This is a genomic window from Microbacterium sp. NPDC055455 (assembly GCF_053619935.1).
On record NZ_JBSHLB010000001.1, the window covers coordinates 1,117,617 to 1,133,879 of the forward strand.

Sequence of the window (16,263 nt, forward strand, 5' to 3'; positions counted from 1 at the left end):
TACGGGTCAGTCCGCGGCGATCGCGGACGAGATGAGCTCGCGGTCGGCCGCGTTCGCTCCGGTCATCAGCCGGTCGAGCAGGCCGTCGGGGTCCCCGGCGGGAAAGGCCCCTCGCCGGGCACCCTCGGCCCAGTCGCGGATGACGGCGAGCGCACCGCCGGCGTCGTGGCCGGCGACGCGCTCGGCGGCGAGGACCGGCAGGATCCGCAGCCGCACCTTCGTCGCGGTGTCCACGGCGATCTGGCGGAGGCGGTGCGCGATCCGGCCGTTCTCGAAGCGCTCGACGAGGTCGCGCCGGTAACCGGCGGTGTCGGCGCCCCCGCCGACCGCGCGTTCGGCCTCGTCCCAGAACCGGTCGAGCACCTCGCGGCACGCGGGATCGGCCATGGCGTCCGCGACCGTCTCATGGCCGCGCAGCAGGCCGCGGAACGCCAGGGCCAGGTGCCCCCCGTTCAGCACGAGGAGCTTGCGGCGCTCGAAGGGTTCGATGTCGTCGACGAATCGGGCGCCGGCGTCCTCCCAACGCGGCCGTCCCGCCGGGAAGTCGCCGGCGAGCACCCAGTCCGAGAAGGGCTCCGCCACCACGGCGGCGTCGTCGCGGAAGCCAGTCGAGGCCTCGACCGCGCGCAGGTCCTCGTCGGTGGTGTGGGGGGTGATGCGGTCGACGCTCGTCGAGACGAATGAGACGGGCCAGGACGCGGCATCCCACCCGGCTGCGGCGGCGATGTCGCGGACGGCGCGGCGCATCGTGGCGCCGTTGCCGGGCAGGTTGTCGCAGGGGACGACGGCGATCGGTCCGCCGCCGCGAGCGGCCCGCTCGGCCAGGGCGTGGGTGAGCCGGCCGACCGGTGTGCGCAGGCGTGCCGGATCACCGTCGCGCAGCGCGGTGAGGTCCGAGGCGAGGTCGGGATCGGCGGGGTCGATGAGGCCGTCGGCGCCGAGGTGGTAGCCCGCCTCCGTGACGGTGAGGGTGACGATCGCCGTCGCGGGGTGCGACACCAGCTCGACCAACCGCGCCAGGTCGCTCGCGGGCCGGGCCTCGGCGATGCTGTCGACGAAGGCGAACCGGTCGCCGTCGCGGTCCCGCTCGATGAGGGTGTACACGCCACCCTGGGCCTCGAGCTGTTCGGCGACCCGCGGACCGCGGCCGGTGAATCCCGCGATCCCCCAGCCGGCGGCGTCGCCGGCGCGCGCGGTATACCACGCCTGGTGCGTGCGGTGGAAGGCGCCGATGCCGAGGTGGACGATCCGCACCGGCGCCGCGGGGCGGGCCAGCCCCGCGGTGACGAGCCGGTCGCGGTGCAGGCGGGTGAGGGGATCGGGCGTCATGACGCCGCCTTCGCGCCCACCGGCATCCGGTCCGGCTGTCCGACGCGGTCGCGGAGCCACTCCGCCTGACGCACCCAGTGCGCCCCCTCGCCGCCCTCGTGGCCGTTCCACGGGTACGCGACCACGTCGGCGCCGGCCGCCCAGTGGTTCGCGGCCGCGAAGACGCCCGAGGGCGGCGCGACGGTGTCCATCAGGCCCGCGCCGAAGAGCGCGGGAGCCGTCGCCCGCCGTGCGAAGGCCACGCCGTCGAAGTACGACAGCGTCTGGAACACCCGCTCGGCCGAGTCGCGATGCACCGAGAGATACCGCGTGAGCTCGGCGTGCGGGTCGGCGTCGGTGAGCCCGACCACGCGGGGGAGGTCGCACAGGATCGGCGCCGAGGGGAGCGCGCCGGCGAGCCCGTCGGACAGGCCGGCGGCCGCGATCGCGATCGCTCCGCCCTGGCTGTTGCCGGTGACCGCGATGCGCTCGGGATCGACCTCCGCGACCTCGCGCAGCGCGTCGACGGCCCGCACCGCGTCGGTGAAGACGCGCCGGTAGTAGTACTCGCGCGGGTCCTCGATGCCGCGCGTGAGGAATCCCGCCGTCGCGGGCCCGGCGCCGTGCGGATCGGGCGTCTGCCCGCCGGTCCCCCAGGTCGACCCCTGGCCTCGCGTGTCGACGATGAGCTGCGCGAAACCCGCCGTCGGCCAGTGCAGCCGCTCGTGCGGGAGGCCCCGGCCGCGACCGTAGCCGACGAACTCCGCGACGGCGGGCAGCGGCTCGCGGACGCCTGCGGGCAGGATCAGCCACGCGTGCACCGGTTCGCCCGCGAATCCGGGGAAGACGACGTCCTCGACGGTCACGAGGTCGAGCGGCGACGGCGCCGGAGAGCGACGGATGCCGCTTCCCGCGGCTCGCGACGTCGCGAGCGTCTCGCGCCAGAAATCGTCGAATCCGGAGGGCTCGGGGACCTCCGGGCGGTATGCCCGCAGCTGCGGCTCGGGCAAGTCGAAGTGCGCCATCGGCGGCGGTTCTCCCTTCATCTCGAGGGGCGCCCGACTCGGCGGTCCCTCGTCGGCGCTGCCAAATGAAAACGTTGACATTGCCTTCCCCAGAGGCTACCGTCATCGTGTATCGAACGGGAAGTCGAAACTTTCTGCACGAATCGAGGCCCTTCCGAGGCTGCCGACCACCCCGCAAAGGAGCGCAGTGTCCGTCAACAGCAACGTCGTCATCGCCGACGCGATCGAGCTGCGCGAAGAGGCCGAGGACGAGCGGCGCAACGCCGGTCGTGGCGGGCGCTCTCGCGTGCCGAAGCAGCGCACGACCTGGCGGCGAGCCCTCAAGAAGGACTGGCGGCTCTACTCGCTGCTGGTGCTGCCGATCGTCTTCCTGCTGATCTTCCGCTACGTGCCGATGGCGGGCAACATCATCGCCTTCCGCCGCTTCCGCCCGGGCGGCAGCATGTTCGGCGACGAGTGGGTGGGGTTGCGCTACGTCGAGCTCTTCATCAACGACCCGACCTTCTGGCGCGCGTTCTGGAACACCGCGATCCTCGGCGGACTCACCCTTGCGATCGTGTTCCCGCTCCCGATCATCCTCGCCCTGATGTTCAACGAGCTGCGGTCCCACCGGTTCAAGCGGGTCGCACAGTCGATCTCGTACCTCCCCCACTTCATGTCGATCGTCATCGTCGCCGGCATGGTGCTCCAGCTCACGGCGCTGCGCGGGTCGATCAACCAGGGGATCGAGTTCTTCGGCGGCGAGGCCATCCCCTTCATGCAGCTGCCCGAGTGGTTCCGCACCATCTATGTGAGCTCCGAGATCTGGCAGACGGTGGGCTGGGGGACGATCCTCTATCTCGCCGCGCTCACCACCATCGACCCGCAGCTCTACGAAGCAGCCCGTATCGACGGCGCGAGCCGCTGGCGGCAGATCTGGCACGTCACGCTGCCCGGCATCCGGCCCACCATGATCGTGCTGCTCATCCTCAACATCGGCACGTTCATGGCCGTCGGGTTCGAGAAGGTGCTGCTGCTGTACAACCCGCTGCTGTATCCGACAGCAGACGTCATATCCACGTACCTCTACCGGGTGGGCATCATCTCCAGCAACTTCTCCTACGCCACGGCGATCGGCCTGTTCGAGGCGCTGATCGGCCTGACGTTGATTCTGACCGCCAACGCCATCTCGCGTCGAACCGTGGGGACGAGCCTGTGGTGACCTCCAGCATCCGCACTCCGGTGCGCAGCCGCGCCGACCGCATCTTCCGGCCGTCGACCCACGGCGGGATCAAGGACTCCCGCAGCTACACGGCCTTCCGGGTGGTCAACGGCGTCCTCATCGTCGCCATCTGCTTCATCACGCTGTACCCGTTCCTCAACGTCGTCGCGCAGGCGTTCAGCTCGGAGGCGTACATCAACTCGGGCCAGGTGAACCTGATCCCGATGGGCTTCAACGTCACCACGTTCGGCTACGTGATGAGCGATCCGCTGTTCTGGCGCAACTACGGCAACACCGTCATCTACACGGTCGTCGCGACCGCGATCGCGATGGTGCTCACCACCTCGTTCGCCTACGCGCTGTCGAAGAGGCACCTGAAGGGGCGCGCCGTCTTCATCGGGATCGCCGTCTTCACGATGTTCTTCAACGGCGGACTGATCCCGAACTACATCCTCATCAACACCCTCGGGTTCAAGAACACGATCTGGGCGATCGTCATCCCCAACGCGATCAGCATCTTCAACCTGCTGGTGATGAAGGCCTTCTTCGAGAACTTCCCCGAGGACCTCGAGGAGGCCGCCGCGATCGACGGGCTCACCACCTACGGCATCCTGCTGCGGATCGTGCTGCCTCTCAGCAAGGCGGTGATCGCGACCATGGTGCTCTTCTACGCGGTCTCGTTCTGGAACTCGTGGTTCACGGCGTTCCTCTACATGGACCGGTCGGAGCTGTACCCCGTCACGGTCTACCTGCGGAATCTGCTTGCGGCTGCGACCGGCGGGGAGTCCCTCGGCGCGGGGATGGGCTCCGGCGAGACGGCGCAGGTCGCCTCCAACGTCAAGGCCGTGACGATGCTCCTCACCGTGCTGCCCATCGTGTGCCTCTACCCGTTCATCCAGAAGTACTTCGTCTCCGGGGTCATGCTCGGCTCCGTCAAGCAGTGACACCCTCCCACGGAACCACCCCCCAAGAAAGGAATCCCGATGACACAGCAGATACGACCGAAGGGACGCGCGCGACGCGGCGCGATGCTCGCCGGTGCGCTGCTCGCCGCCGGCGCCCTGGTCCTGAGCGGCTGCAGCGCGCCCGACGACGGCGGAGCCGCTGAAGGCGGCGACTTCGACTTCACCGGCAAGGACGTCGGAGCCATGGAGGACTACGGGGTCGGTGACACCTTCACTGCGACCGAGCCGCTCGAATTCGGGCTGTTCTATCGGGACCACCCCAACTACCCCATCGACGAGAACTGGCTGATCTTCGAAGAGCTCGAGGCGAACCAGAAAGTCACATTCGACGTCGTCAGCGCGCCGCTGTCGGAGTGGGATCAGCGCAAGTCGCTCGTGATCGGCGCCGGCGACGCGCCCGACATCATCTCCGTGACGTACCCGGGCCAAGAGGTCGCGTTCGTCTCGGGCGGTGCCATCCTCCCGGCGAGCGACTTCGTGCAGTACATGCCCAACTACATGGACAAGGTCGAGAAGTGGGACATGGAGGCCGACCTCGACCAGCTCCGTCAGGAGGACGGCAAGTACTACGTCTTCCCCGGTTTCCGTGAGGAGCCGCGTCCCGAGTACTCGTACGCGGTGCGTACCGACATCTGGGAGGAGCTCGGCCTCAGCCTCGAGCCGGCGACCTTCGAGGAGTTCGCCGAGCAGCTCCGCACCGTCAAGGAGGCCTACCCGGACCTTTACCCCATGACCGACCGGTGGTCGGCCAACGGGCCGATCGAGGGCACGCTCGGCTTCGTGTCGCCGAACTTCGGCACCTCGGCGGGCTGGGGCTTCGGCGAGGGTCTGTGGTGGAACGGCGAGGAGTTCGAGTACACCGGCGCGACCGACGGCTATCGCGACCTGGTCGAGTACTACGCCTCGCTCGTCGAGGAGGGTCTTCTCGACCCCGAAGCCATCACGCAGGATGATGACCAGGCCCTGCAGAAGTTCGCGTCGGGCCAAGCCCTCGCGATCGGGACCAACGACCAGGAGATCGTGCGCTATCGGTCGACGATCGAAGAGCTCGGAACGGATGCCGAGATCGGCATGATCCGCGTGCCCGCAGGACCCGCCGGCGACAACTTCCAGTCCGGCCAGCGGCTCGTGAGCGGATTCATGCTCTCGTCGGAGGTCGCGGAGTCGGAGAACTTCCTCGCGCTGCTGCAGTTCCTGGACTGGCTCTACTACTCCGACGAAGGACTCGAGTTCGCCAAGTGGGGCGTCGAGGGCGTCACCTACGAGAAGGAGGGCGACGACACCTGGGTGCTCAACGAGAACATCACCGCGATGGGCCTCAACCCGGGCGCGCCTGAGAACCTGCAGGCCGACTATGGCTTCTCCAACGGCGTGTTCACGCTCGTGCACGGATCGACGCTCGCCCTCGACCGGTCGATGCTGCGACCGGAGGCGCTCGAGTTCGTCGAGTCGATGTCGTCCAAGAAGGTCCTCGAGCTGCCCCCGCCCGCACCGCTCGACGAGATCGAGCGCGAGCAGGTGTCGCTGTACCAGTCGGCGCTCAAGGACCACGTCTGGCAGAACACGGCGTCGTTCATCCTGGGCCAGCGCTCGATGGATGAGTGGGACGATTACGTCTCCGAGCTCGAGGGCATGAACATGCCCGCGTACCTCGACATCGTCAACGCCGCGCAGGAGCGCTACGCCGCGAACAACTGATACGCCCGGTGCGGCCCCGCGTCCTTGTCTGGACGCGGGGCCGTTCCCGCGACCGGACGCCGGCTTACGGCATCCGCCCTCTGCCACCCTGCCGAACCGCCACCTGGAGCCGCGAACGATGACACTCCCCGCCATGGACAAGATCCCCTACGGGGGCGACTACAACCCGGAGCAGTGGGCCGAGGAGGTGTGGGACGCGGACCACCGCGCCTTCGACCTCGCCGGCATCGACCTGCTGACCGTCGGGGTGTTCTCGTGGTCGCTGACCCAGCCCGACGAGGAGACCTACGACTTCTCGGTGCTCGACCGCATCATCGAGCGCGCCCACGCGGAGGGGCGGAAGGTCTGCCTGGCCACCGGGACGGCCGCGGTGCCGCCGTGGCTGGCGACCGCGTACCCCGACGTGTGCCGCGTCGACTTCGAGGGGCGCCGACACGTCTACGGCGTGCGCCACAACGCCTGCACGAGCTCGCCGAACTACCGCCGGCTCGCCACGGCGATGGCCGGCCGGGTCGCCGAGAGGTACGCCGGTCATCCCGCGGTCGTCGCGTGGCACATCAACAACGAGTACGGCGGGCTGTGCTACTGCGGGCTGTGCGCGGCGGAGTTCCGCCTCTGGCTGCGGGACCGCTACGGATCGCTCGACCGCCTCAACGACGCGTGGAACGCCGCCTTCTGGTCGCACCGGTTCACGGACTGGGACCAGATCGTGCCGCCGAACATCCTCTCCGAGCACTGGAAGAGCCCGGACCACACGGCCTTCCAGGGGATCACGCTGGACTACCACCGGTTCAACACCGACAACATCCTGCGGTCGTACCGCGACGAGAAGGCGGCGATCCGCGAGCACTCGGACCTGCCTGCGACCACGAACATGATGGCGATCTACCGCCACCTGGACTACCACCGGTGGGCCGACGACCTGGACTTCGCCTCGTGGGACAACTACCCCACCGACGGGTCGCCGGTCTCGCGTCAGGCGCTCAGCCACGCGCTCATGCGCGGGATCAAGGGCGGCCAGCCGTTCTGGCTCATGGAGCAGACGCCGACCATGACGTCCACGCGCGACTACAACCCGGTCAAGCGACCGGGCCAGATGAGGCTCTGGTCGTGGCAGGCCGTCGCCCACGGCTCGGACTCGGTGCTGTTCTTCCAGATGCGCCACAGCAAGGGGGCGTCGGAGAAGTACCACGGCGCGGTCCTCAACCACGCGGGCCGCACCGACACCCGGGCGTTCCGCGAGGTCGCGGACCTCGGCGCGGAGCTCGCGGCGGTCGGGGACCGGCTGCTGGGCTCGCGGACGCCGGCGCGGGTCGCCGTGCTGTTCGACTGGGACTCTTGGTGGGCCCTCGAGATCTCGGACGGGCCCAGTCGGTTCGTCAAGTACGAGAAGCAGATGGTGCTCTATCACGAGGCGCTGTGGCAGGCAGGCGCCGTGCTCGACGTCGTGCCGGTCAGCGCCGACCTGTCGGGCTACGACGTCGTGGTCGCCCCGTTCCTCCACATGGTCAAGGGCGACACCGCCGCCCGGCTCGAAGCGGTCGCACGCCGCGGCGGCACCGTCGTGACCACCGTCCTCTCGGGACGCGTGGACGAGGACGACAACGCCTTCCTCCTCGACGTTCCCGGTCCCCTCGTCCCGATCGTCGGCGTGCGGGTCGACGAGACCGATTCGCTGCCGCCGGCGCAGACGAACACCGTCGTGCTCTCGCGTCCCGGTGAGCCCGAGGTGCGCAGCGAGGCCTCCCTCGTCTTCGATCTGGTGATCCCGCAGGGCGCCGAGCCGGTCGGCTCCTACACGCAGGACTTCTACGCCGGCACGCCCGCCGTCACCCGGAACGACATCGGCGACGGCTCGGCCTGGTACGTCGGCGCCTGCCTCGACCAGCGCGGCGTCGACTGGGTGATCCGCCACGCGCTGGGGGAGCAAGGGCTGCTGGGAGTCTTCGCCGACGTGCCGGACCTCGAGCACACGACGCGCGAGATCGACGGGCGCCGGTACGAGTTCGTGCTCAACCACAGCGGAGCCGAGGTGGAGGTGGACTCCCCGTTCACCGGGACGGACATCCTGTCGGGGCGCGTCGTGACCGCCGGCGAGCCCCTGCGGCTCGGCGTGAACGGTGTGGCCGTGATCGAGGCGGGCTGATGCCGGGTGCGCCGACGCCCGGCAGGATGGATCGCGTGACCACTCCCGCGTCGTTTCCGGACCCTCGCCAGGGCGCGTTCTGGCGCGCGACGACGGTGGTGTACTGGTACGTCGTCGTCGAGTGCTGCTTCCTGCTGGCGGCCGCACCGGGGCTCGCCGGCATCCTGCTGCTCGAGCGTCATCCGAGCAACATCCCGCTGTACGCCCTTTGCCTCGTGCCGCTCGGCCCCGCGTTCTCGGCGGCCGTCTCGACGATGGCGGCGCGGGCGTCGGCCGACGAGGCGAACGTCTGGCCGCGATACTGGCGCGCGTATGTCCGCAACCTCCGCGACGTGCTCTGGGTCTGGATCCCCGCCCTCGCACTCGCGACGGTGCTCGGCACCACGATCGCCTTCGGCACGGCGGCGGGCGTGGACCTGTTCTTCGGAGGGGCCGCGATCGTGCTGCTGGTCGCCCTCGCGCTGTGGTCGTCGCACGCCCTGGTGATCGCGTCGTTCTTCCGCTTCCGAGCGCGCGACATCGCCCGCCTCGCGCTGTACTACCTCGCCGCGAAGCCGCTCGTGACCCTCGGCGCCGCCTCGTACCTCGTGCTGGCGACCGCGCTCGTGACGTTCGGGTCGGACTGGATGCTGGCGCTCGCCGCCGTCGTCTTCGCGGTGTTCGCGGGCGCCAACGCGCGTCCGATGATCGCCGACGTCACGGCCCGGTTCACCGCCGACGCCGAGTGACGCCGGTCGCGCTCAGAAGATCGTGCGCCCGGCCTCGTCGGCGATCCCGGACTTGCGCCAGAAGTACGTGTTGATCTGATCGCGCCACTCGGTCGCCGAACGCAGCTGCTCCGCGAAGCGCTCCCGCCCGCGGGCGTGCACGTCCTCCGGCAGGCGGCCTTGCAGCGCGTCCCACGCCGCCACCATCTCGCGCACGCGCTCGACGCCGGCGAAGTGGGTGTCGTAGATGTGCTGGATGACCGTCCGGCCGCTGTGGAGCCGGTGGGTGTAGGGCACGTGATGGAAGAAGAGGATCAGCTCGTCGGGCACCGTGTCGAGGGACTCGTACCGGCTCGCCCACGGCTCGGCGTACTGGCCCGCGTATCCGGTGCCGGTCGCCACCGTGCGGTCGACGCCGATGCCGTCGCGATCGGCGAAGTGGTACGTGCCCCACGCGGAGTACTCGTAACCGTCGACGTCGGGGCCGTAGTGGCGGTTCAGCGGGCTCACCATGAAGCACACGCCGAGGGGTGCGGTGTACGACTCGTACGTCCGCCACGAGTCGTCCAGGATCGAGCGGATGCCGCGGCGCGTCGTCTCGTCCTCACCGAAGGTGAGTGCGATCCACTCGTCCAGGATCGTCCCGGGCTCGAGTGCCGGATCCCACGCCAGTCGCCCGTAGGCGTACAGGTTGGCCTGCGCGAGCGGGTGGCCCGTCCAGAACGCGTCCGCGCCCACGTTCGCCACCGCCGCGATCCCACCGCGGACGATCTGGGCGAGCTCCGGCCCGTCGTCGCCGGTCGGCCGGAACGCGAGGATCTCGCTCCACTGCGGGCCGAGGTACACCGCGTGCTGCTGCTGGCCGGTGTACTCCTGCGTCACCTGCAGCTCAAGGGCGACCCGCGTGCGGGTCATCGCCGGGATGACCGGCGAGACCGGCTCCCGCACCTGGAAGTCGAGCGGGCCGAACTTCACCTGCAGCACGACGTTGTCGTCGAAGCGTCCGTCGAGGGGCGCGAAGGTGTCGTAGGCGGCGCGCGCCCGGTCGGTCGTGCGGTCGCGCCAGTCCTGCCGGTGGTTGTAGACGAACGCCCGCCAGTGCACGAGGCCGTCGTGCGGCGCCAGCGCGCGGGCGAGCATGTTCGCGCCGTCGGCGTGGTCGCGGCCATACGCGTAGGGCCCGGGCTGCCCCTCCGAATCGGCCTTCACCAGGAACCCGCCGAAGTCGGGGATCCGCGCGTAGACGCGGGCCGCGGCATCCGTCCACCAGCGCTGCACTGCGGGATCGAGCGGATCCGAGGTGTCCAGATCGCCCAGCGTCAGCGGTGACGCGAAGTTGATCGACAGGTGCGTCCGGATGCCCCAGGGGCGGAAGATCGCGGCCAGGCGCTCGACGCTGCCGAGGTCGTCGGTGAGCAGGCGTGCCTCGCGCCGCCCGACGTTGACGTTGTTGATCGTGACGCGGTTGATGCCGATCGACGCGAGCAGCCGCGCGTAGCGCTCGACGCGCGAGAGGTCGTCACGCAGCATCCCGTCCTCGTAGAAGACCGACCCGTCGGCATAGCCGCGCTCGACCTGCCCCATATAGGGATGGACCGCGACGTTGTCCCAGTGGTCCAGCATCCGCAGCTCGTGCAGCGGCTCGTGCCGCGTGGTCCCGTCGCCGCCGCCGAGTGCGAGGTGCCGCACGTGGTGGAACCAGCCGTAGAGCGCTCCGTTCGGCCCGCCGTACGCGACCACGACCCGGCCATCCCGCACCTCGTGGACGAAGCCCTCGGCGCCCAGTCCGGCGGTCGGCAGATCCGCGAGACCGTGAGCGGCGGCGTCGTCGGCCGACAGGATCAGCACGTCCGCAGCGGTTGTGGCATCCGTCATCCCCGCCCTCGCCGCCTCGGCGCGGACGGTGTCGACCACGTCCCCTTCCCCGAGGACGGAGACGGTGCGGCCGCGCAGGGCCGCCAGGCGGTCGTCGGGCAGCCACATCGGGTGCTCGCGCACGGGATGGCCGGATGCGTCGGAAGTCATGCGTACCTCATCGTCGGTGGTGGGGGATGGATGCCGGCGCCCGGGGCTCACCAGTCGTGGACGGTGCCGTCGACCAGCCTCGCCGCGGGCAGGAAGGCGGGTTCGTAGGGGAAGCGCTCGGCGGCCGCGTCGTCGTAGTCGACGCCGAGCCCCGGGGAATCGCCCGGGTGCAGGAAGCCGTCGGCGAAGCGGTACGACGTGCGGAAGACCTCGTGGGTCAGCTCGTGGTGCGCCATGTGCTCCTGGATTCCGAAGTTGTGGATCGCCAGGCCCAGGTGCAGGGCGGCCGACATCCCCACCGGCGAGATGTCGGTGGGGCCGTGGCTTCCCGACTTGACCTGGTACTGCGCGGCGAAGTCGAACAGGCGCTTCAGGTGCGTGATGCCGCCGGTGTGGGTGACCGACGCGCGGACGTAGTCGATGAGCTGCTCCTGGATGAGGGTCCGGAAGTCCCACACCGAGTTCAGCACCTCGCCGATCGCCAGCGGCGTCGTCGTGTGCCGGCGCACGAGCCGGAGCGACTCCTGGTTCTCCACCGGGGTGCAGTCCTCCAGCCAGAACAGGTCGTAGGGCTCGAGCGCGCGCCCGAGCCGCCCCGCCTCGATCGGAGTCAGGCGATGGTGCACATCGTGCAGGAGCATCACCTCGGGCCCGAACTCGGCCCGTGCCCACTCGAAGAGCTCGGGGGCGTACCGCAGGTAGCGACGCGAGTCCCACCCCTCCTCGATGTGGAGGCCTGCGCGCTTGGCGGGCTCGTAGGTGTAACGACCGCCGCTCGCACGCGCGGAGGCGATGCCGTACCCGCCGCCCATCCCGGGCACCGCGACCTGCAGCCGGATCGCGCGATACCCCTCGTCGAGGCGCGCGCGGACGGAATCGCCGAGGTCCTCCAGGTCGGCGCCCGACGCGTGCGCGTAGACGAGGCATCCGTCGCGGGACGCTCCGCCAAGCAGCTGGTGGACCGGCATGCCCGCGAGCCTGCCCTTGATGTCCCACAGTGCCATGTCCACCGCGGCGACGGCGCTCATCGTGACCGGTCCGCGGCGCCAGTATGCCGAGCGGTACAGGAACTGCCAGGTGTCTTCGATGCGGTGCGCGTCTCGACCGATGAGCAGCGGCACGACGTGGTCGCGCAGGTAGGACGTGACGGCGAGCTCGCGGCCGTTCAGCGTGGCGTCGCCGAGGCCCACCACGCCGTCGTCGGTCGTGATGCGCAGGGTGACGAAGTTGCGGGACGGACTGCTGACCAGCACCTCCGCCGATCGGATGCGCGCGACCGTCGTCATGCGAGCGCCTCGGACGCCGGGTGGGACACCGCGCCGGCTGCCGCCTGGGCCGCGCCGGCGCGTCTCGGCGCGGGGTAGCTCTCGCGCGGCAGGGTGTAGGCGAGCTCGACCGCCGACTCGATGGCCTCGTCGAGGTCGAGCCGGTGCTCGGCGACCAGCCGGGCGAGATGCCCGGCGTCGATGCGGCGCGAGAGGTCGTGGCGGGCGGGGATGGAGCAGAAGGCGCGGGTGTCGTCGACGAACCCGCTCGTGTTGCGCAGGCCCGCGGTGTCTCCGATCGCCTCACGGAATCGGCGCATGGCGTCGGGCGTGTCGAGGAACCACCACGGCGCGCCGAGGCGCATCGCGGGGTACACGCCGGCGAGCGGGGCGAGCTCGCGCGAGTAGACCGTCTCATCCACGGTGAAGACGATGAGACGGAAGTCCTCGTGGTGACCGAACGCCTCGAGCACGGGACGCAGCGCGCGCGTGAACTCGGCGGCGACCGGGACGTCGTAGCCGATGTCGTGCCCGAAGCGCTCCGCGACGCCGCGGTCATGGTCGCGCATGACGCCGGGGTGCAGCTGCATCACCAGGCCGTCGTCGGTGGCCATCTCGGCCATCGCGAACAGCATGTGGCCGGTGAACGCAGACGCGGATGCCGGATCGATGCCGCCGTCACGTGCCGCGGCGAACAGCCTGCGGGCCTCGTCGGTCTCGAGCGGCGCCATGACGGCGGAGCGGTGACCGTGATCGGAGGCGCGGGCGCCCGCGTCCGCGAATGCCCGCCGTCGCGCGCGGAGGGCGTCGACGTAGCCGTCGTAGTCGTGCGCGTCGATCCCCGCGCTCTCGCTGAGGGCATCGAGCTGCCGGGTCCAGTCCCCGCGCACAGGCTCCAGGAGCGGGTCGGGTCGGAACGTCGGGATGACCCGGTCTCCCCACCCGTCCGCCGCCAGCCGGCCGTGGCCTGCGAGGTCGGAGGTGGCCGGGTCCGTCGTCGCGAGCAGCTCGATGCCGAAGCGCTCGAACAGCGCCCGCGGTCGGTACTCCGGGCGGCCGAGACGGTCCGCGATGTGGTCGTAGAGGGCATCCGCCGTCTCGGGGGAGGGGCGCTGCGGCGCCTCGAAGACCTCGGCGAGGACGTGCTCGAGCCAGAAGCGGGTGGGCGTGCCGCGCAGCGCCGGCCAGCCGGCGCAGAAGCGCCGCCAGATCGCGCGCGGGTCGGTCTCGACCGCCGCGCCGCGTGAGGCCCCCGCGCCGAGGTCGGCCACCGTGCGCACCCCCGAATCCCGCACCGCTCCGGGTGCGGTGGATTGCGAGACCAGCATGCGCACCAGGTAGTGGTCGGGGCTCACGAGCAGCGACGACGGGTCGGAGAAGGCCTCGTCGTCGGCGAGCATGTCGACGTCGACGTGACCGTGCATCGAGACGATGGGAAGCGCCGCCGTCCGATCGAGGATGCGACGGGCCAGAGCCCGCACGCCGGGGTCCGCCGGCAGGGCGCGATCGGGGTGCAAACGCTGCTGGGCGGTGGGCGCGTCGTCGCGGCCGTGGACCGACATGGGGGAGCTCCTCACGAATGTAAACGTTATTATCCTAGTGTCCATCTCGCATTCCGTCACCGGCGGTTGGGATGATGGAGCTCTGAACCGCTAGCGAGGTGTCCGTTCGACATGGTGACCGTCCACGACGTCGCGGCCCGATCGGGTGTCTCGATCGCCACCGTGTCGCGCACGCTGCGCGAGCCGCATCGGGTCTCGGGCGACACCCGCGACCGGGTCCTCGCCGCGATCGACGAGCTGGGGTACCGGCCCAATCGCGCCGCGGCGAGCCTGCGCCGCGGCCGCACCGGCGTCATCGCGCTCGTCGTCCCCGACATCGAGAACCCCTACTTCTCGTCGATGACCAAGGGCGCCCAGGCCACGTCGCGCGAGCGCGGGTACGGTCTGGTCGTGGTCGACACCACCGAACGCGCCGACGTCGAGGATGAGGAGATCCGCGCGCTGCGCTCGCAGATCGACGGGCTGATCCTCGTCTCGTCGCGGCTGTCGGACGAACGGCTGGCCGAGGTGGTCGCCGGGAACACGTGCGTCCTCATCAACCGCGATCTCGGCGACGACGGTCCGGCGACGCCGTCGGTGACGATCGACGAGTCGGCGGCGGGCCGGGCGGCCGTCGAGCACCTGTACGGGCTCGGCCATCGGCGCATCACATACGTCGGCGGCCCGGTGACCTCGTGGTCGCAGGCCCGCCGCTCGCGCAGCATCGCCGAGGCTTCGGCCGTTCACCCCGATCTCGCCCTGCACCAGCTGGACGACTGCACGCCGACGTCTGCCGGCGGGCGGGCGGTCGCCGACCGCGCGCTGCAGACCGGAGCGACGGCCGTCATCGCCTACAACGACCTGGTCGCGCTCGGGATGCTGGCGCAGTGGTCCGAGTCGGGGATCCGCGTGCCCGGCCAGGTGAGCCTCGTCGGCTTCGACAACACGTTCGTGACGGGGCTCGCCTCGCCGCCGCTCACGAGCGTCGGGGCCGACCTGCGCGAGCTGGGCGACGCCGCGGTCGAGCTGCTGCTGGAGCGGATCGACGCGCGCGGCGCGAATCCCGAGGGCGACATCCACCGGTCGCTTCACCCGCGGCTCGCCGTCCGCGCCTCCACGGCGCCGCCACCGGGCTGAGCCGCCGCGCCTGCGGGAGCAGGGGCCGACGCCGTCGAGTGGTCACCCTCGCGGGGAGGGGCGTCGACGGCATTCGACTGCGCCCCCGCCGTGACGGGGTGATCGGAGCCGACCGCCCTGGCCACCGCCTCGTCGATCCGACGCTGCACGCGCGCGGACGACCTTCGGCGCGCTCGCACGGTCAGGACGATCGCCCCCGACACTGCGGCGAGCAGGAGGATCTGCGACCACGGCACCGTCCAGACGGTGAACGACGTCGTCGACGCGGCGACCGTCCCCGGGAGCACGTCCTCGCCGACCGCCTCAGGTGTCACCTGCACTCCGCCGAAGCCGAGGAGAAGGGGCCAGACGTCGAACGTCGAGGAGGCCCGCACGACCTCGCCGGGGAGGACTTCGCTGATCGTCGTCGCTTCCGACACGGGTGCGATGCCGAACGGTCCCACGATCGTGGTGGTGGAGGTCGCACCGAGACGGACGTTGCCGGCATTGCCGAGGGTGTACTCGACGCGAGCCGTGCCGGGCGAGAACGGGTTCCACGACGGCTCGTAGGTGACCGAGACGGCATCGGCGGCGAGCGCGGTCACGACCGGCCCGTCGACCCGCAGATGCACGCGCACGCCCACGCGGCTCGCCATCTCGACGCCGGAACCCTCGGCGGGCACGAACTGCGCCACGAGTCCGGCGGGGTGATCGCCCGGTGAGGCGTCGGCGGGCACGGCGATCCGCAGAGGGATGACCACCGTCTCCTCGGCGGGTACCTCGATCGTCAGGGTCTCGCCCGGAGAGGGATCGTCGTCGCCGACGGCGCCGATGTCGATCCACGCACCGCCGTCGACCGGACGCTCGCCGGGAGGCAGCAGGTCGAAGCTGCCGTCGGGGGTGACGATCCCGTCGCTCGCGTAGACCGCGAACGTCGCGGGGTGCGGGCTGAAGTTGGTGAGGGCCACCTGATCGTCAGCGTTCCCGCCCGGCTCGATGACGTGGCGCAGGGAGATGCGGTCGTCGGCTCCGCTGTCGCCGTCTGTGCCGGCTGGGGAGAGCGACCAGGTCGTGCCGGGAGCGGTGTCATCGGCCACGGCACCGGACGGTGCCGCGATGATCAGGCCGACGAGGATCGCCGCTCCGGCACGGGGGAGCAGATGGGGGATATTCATCGCGGACTCCGATGTGAGCGGGGGGATACGTCGATGGGTGATGCGGGAAGGGGGCGCGGCCGACCTGGGGCGGCCGGCCGCGCCGGGTGGG

12 protein-coding genes are annotated in these 16,263 nt (G+C 70.6%); 6 read left to right on the forward strand and 6 right to left on the reverse strand.

Going from position 1 to position 16,263, the window contains the following annotated elements:
* Nucleotides 1-6 precede the first annotated feature (6 nt).
* Complete coding sequence (locus tag ACWGUG_RS04955) at nt 7-1,329, reverse strand: mannitol dehydrogenase family protein (protein WP_452324005.1); 1,323 nt, start codon at nt 1,327-1,329, stop codon at nt 7-9.
* The gene (locus tag ACWGUG_RS04960; RefSeq protein ID WP_378880039.1) at nt 1,326-2,333 is read right to left on the reverse strand and encodes an acetylxylan esterase; all 1,008 of its coding nucleotides are present in this window, start codon (nt 2,331-2,333) and stop codon (nt 1,326-1,328) included. The genes ACWGUG_RS04955 and ACWGUG_RS04960 overlap by 4 nt, the downstream gene beginning before the upstream one ends.
* Nucleotides 2,334-2,619: 286 nt before the next feature.
* Here ACWGUG_RS04960 and ACWGUG_RS04965 point away from each other — a divergent pair, with 286 nt between their 5' ends.
* From ACWGUG_RS04965 to ACWGUG_RS04985, 5 genes are all read left to right on the forward strand, one after another.
* Nucleotides 2,620-3,534, forward strand: a complete 915-nt coding sequence (locus tag ACWGUG_RS04965; protein WP_452324197.1) for an ABC transporter permease — start codon at nt 2,620-2,622, stop codon at nt 3,532-3,534.
* Between the two features lie 20 nt (nt 3,535-3,554).
* Nucleotides 3,555-4,478 carry a carbohydrate ABC transporter permease gene (locus tag ACWGUG_RS04970; RefSeq protein ID WP_378880243.1) on the forward strand — a complete coding sequence of 308 codons (924 nt, stop codon included), beginning with the start codon at nt 3,555-3,557 and terminating at the stop codon, nt 4,476-4,478.
* 39 nt (nt 4,479-4,517) lie between these two features.
* A complete protein-coding gene (locus ACWGUG_RS04975; RefSeq protein WP_336393643.1) occupies nt 4,518-6,197 on the forward strand; it encodes an ABC transporter substrate-binding protein in 1,680 nt (559 codons plus the stop codon).
* Between the two features lie 133 nt (nt 6,198-6,330).
* Complete coding sequence (locus tag ACWGUG_RS04980) at nt 6,331-8,343, forward strand: beta-galactosidase (protein ID WP_452324006.1); 2,013 nt, start codon at nt 6,331-6,333, stop codon at nt 8,341-8,343.
* A 35-nt stretch (nt 8,344-8,378) separates the two neighbouring features.
* Nucleotides 8,379-9,071: a DUF624 domain-containing protein gene (locus tag ACWGUG_RS04985; RefSeq protein WP_452324007.1), complete on the forward strand. Its 693-nt coding sequence runs from the start codon at nt 8,379-8,381 to the stop codon at nt 9,069-9,071.
* A 12-nt stretch (nt 9,072-9,083) separates the two neighbouring features.
* On the opposite strand, the gene ACWGUG_RS04990 is transcribed toward ACWGUG_RS04985, so the two are convergent.
* The 3 genes from ACWGUG_RS04990 to uxaC are packed head-to-tail and all read right to left on the reverse strand — an operon-like array spanning nt 9,084 to nt 13,902.
* Complete coding sequence (locus ACWGUG_RS04990) at nt 9,084-11,075, reverse strand: alpha-glucuronidase (protein WP_336393640.1); 1,992 nt, start codon at nt 11,073-11,075, stop codon at nt 9,084-9,086.
* Between the two features lie 47 nt (nt 11,076-11,122).
* Entirely contained in the window at nt 11,123-12,361 is a 1,239-nt protein-coding gene (gene manD / locus ACWGUG_RS04995) for a D-mannonate dehydratase ManD (RefSeq protein WP_452324008.1), read from the reverse strand.
* Nucleotides 12,358-13,902, reverse strand: coding sequence for a glucuronate isomerase (uxaC, locus tag ACWGUG_RS05000; RefSeq protein ID WP_336393638.1), 1,545 nt, complete (start codon nt 13,900-13,902; stop codon nt 12,358-12,360). The genes manD and uxaC overlap by 4 nt, the downstream gene beginning before the upstream one ends.
* Before the next feature lie 111 nt (nt 13,903-14,013).
* Between uxaC and ACWGUG_RS05005 the strand changes: the two genes are divergently transcribed.
* Nucleotides 14,014-15,018: a LacI family DNA-binding transcriptional regulator gene (locus ACWGUG_RS05005; protein ID WP_378880057.1), complete on the forward strand. Its 1,005-nt coding sequence runs from the start codon at nt 14,014-14,016 to the stop codon at nt 15,016-15,018.
* Here ACWGUG_RS05005 and ACWGUG_RS05010 read toward each other — a convergent pair.
* A complete protein-coding gene (locus ACWGUG_RS05010; protein WP_452324009.1) occupies nt 14,970-16,172 on the reverse strand; it encodes a COG1470 family protein in 1,203 nt (400 codons plus the stop codon). The genes ACWGUG_RS05005 and ACWGUG_RS05010 overlap by 49 nt on opposite strands.
* Between the last annotated feature and the right edge of the window lie 91 nt (nt 16,173-16,263).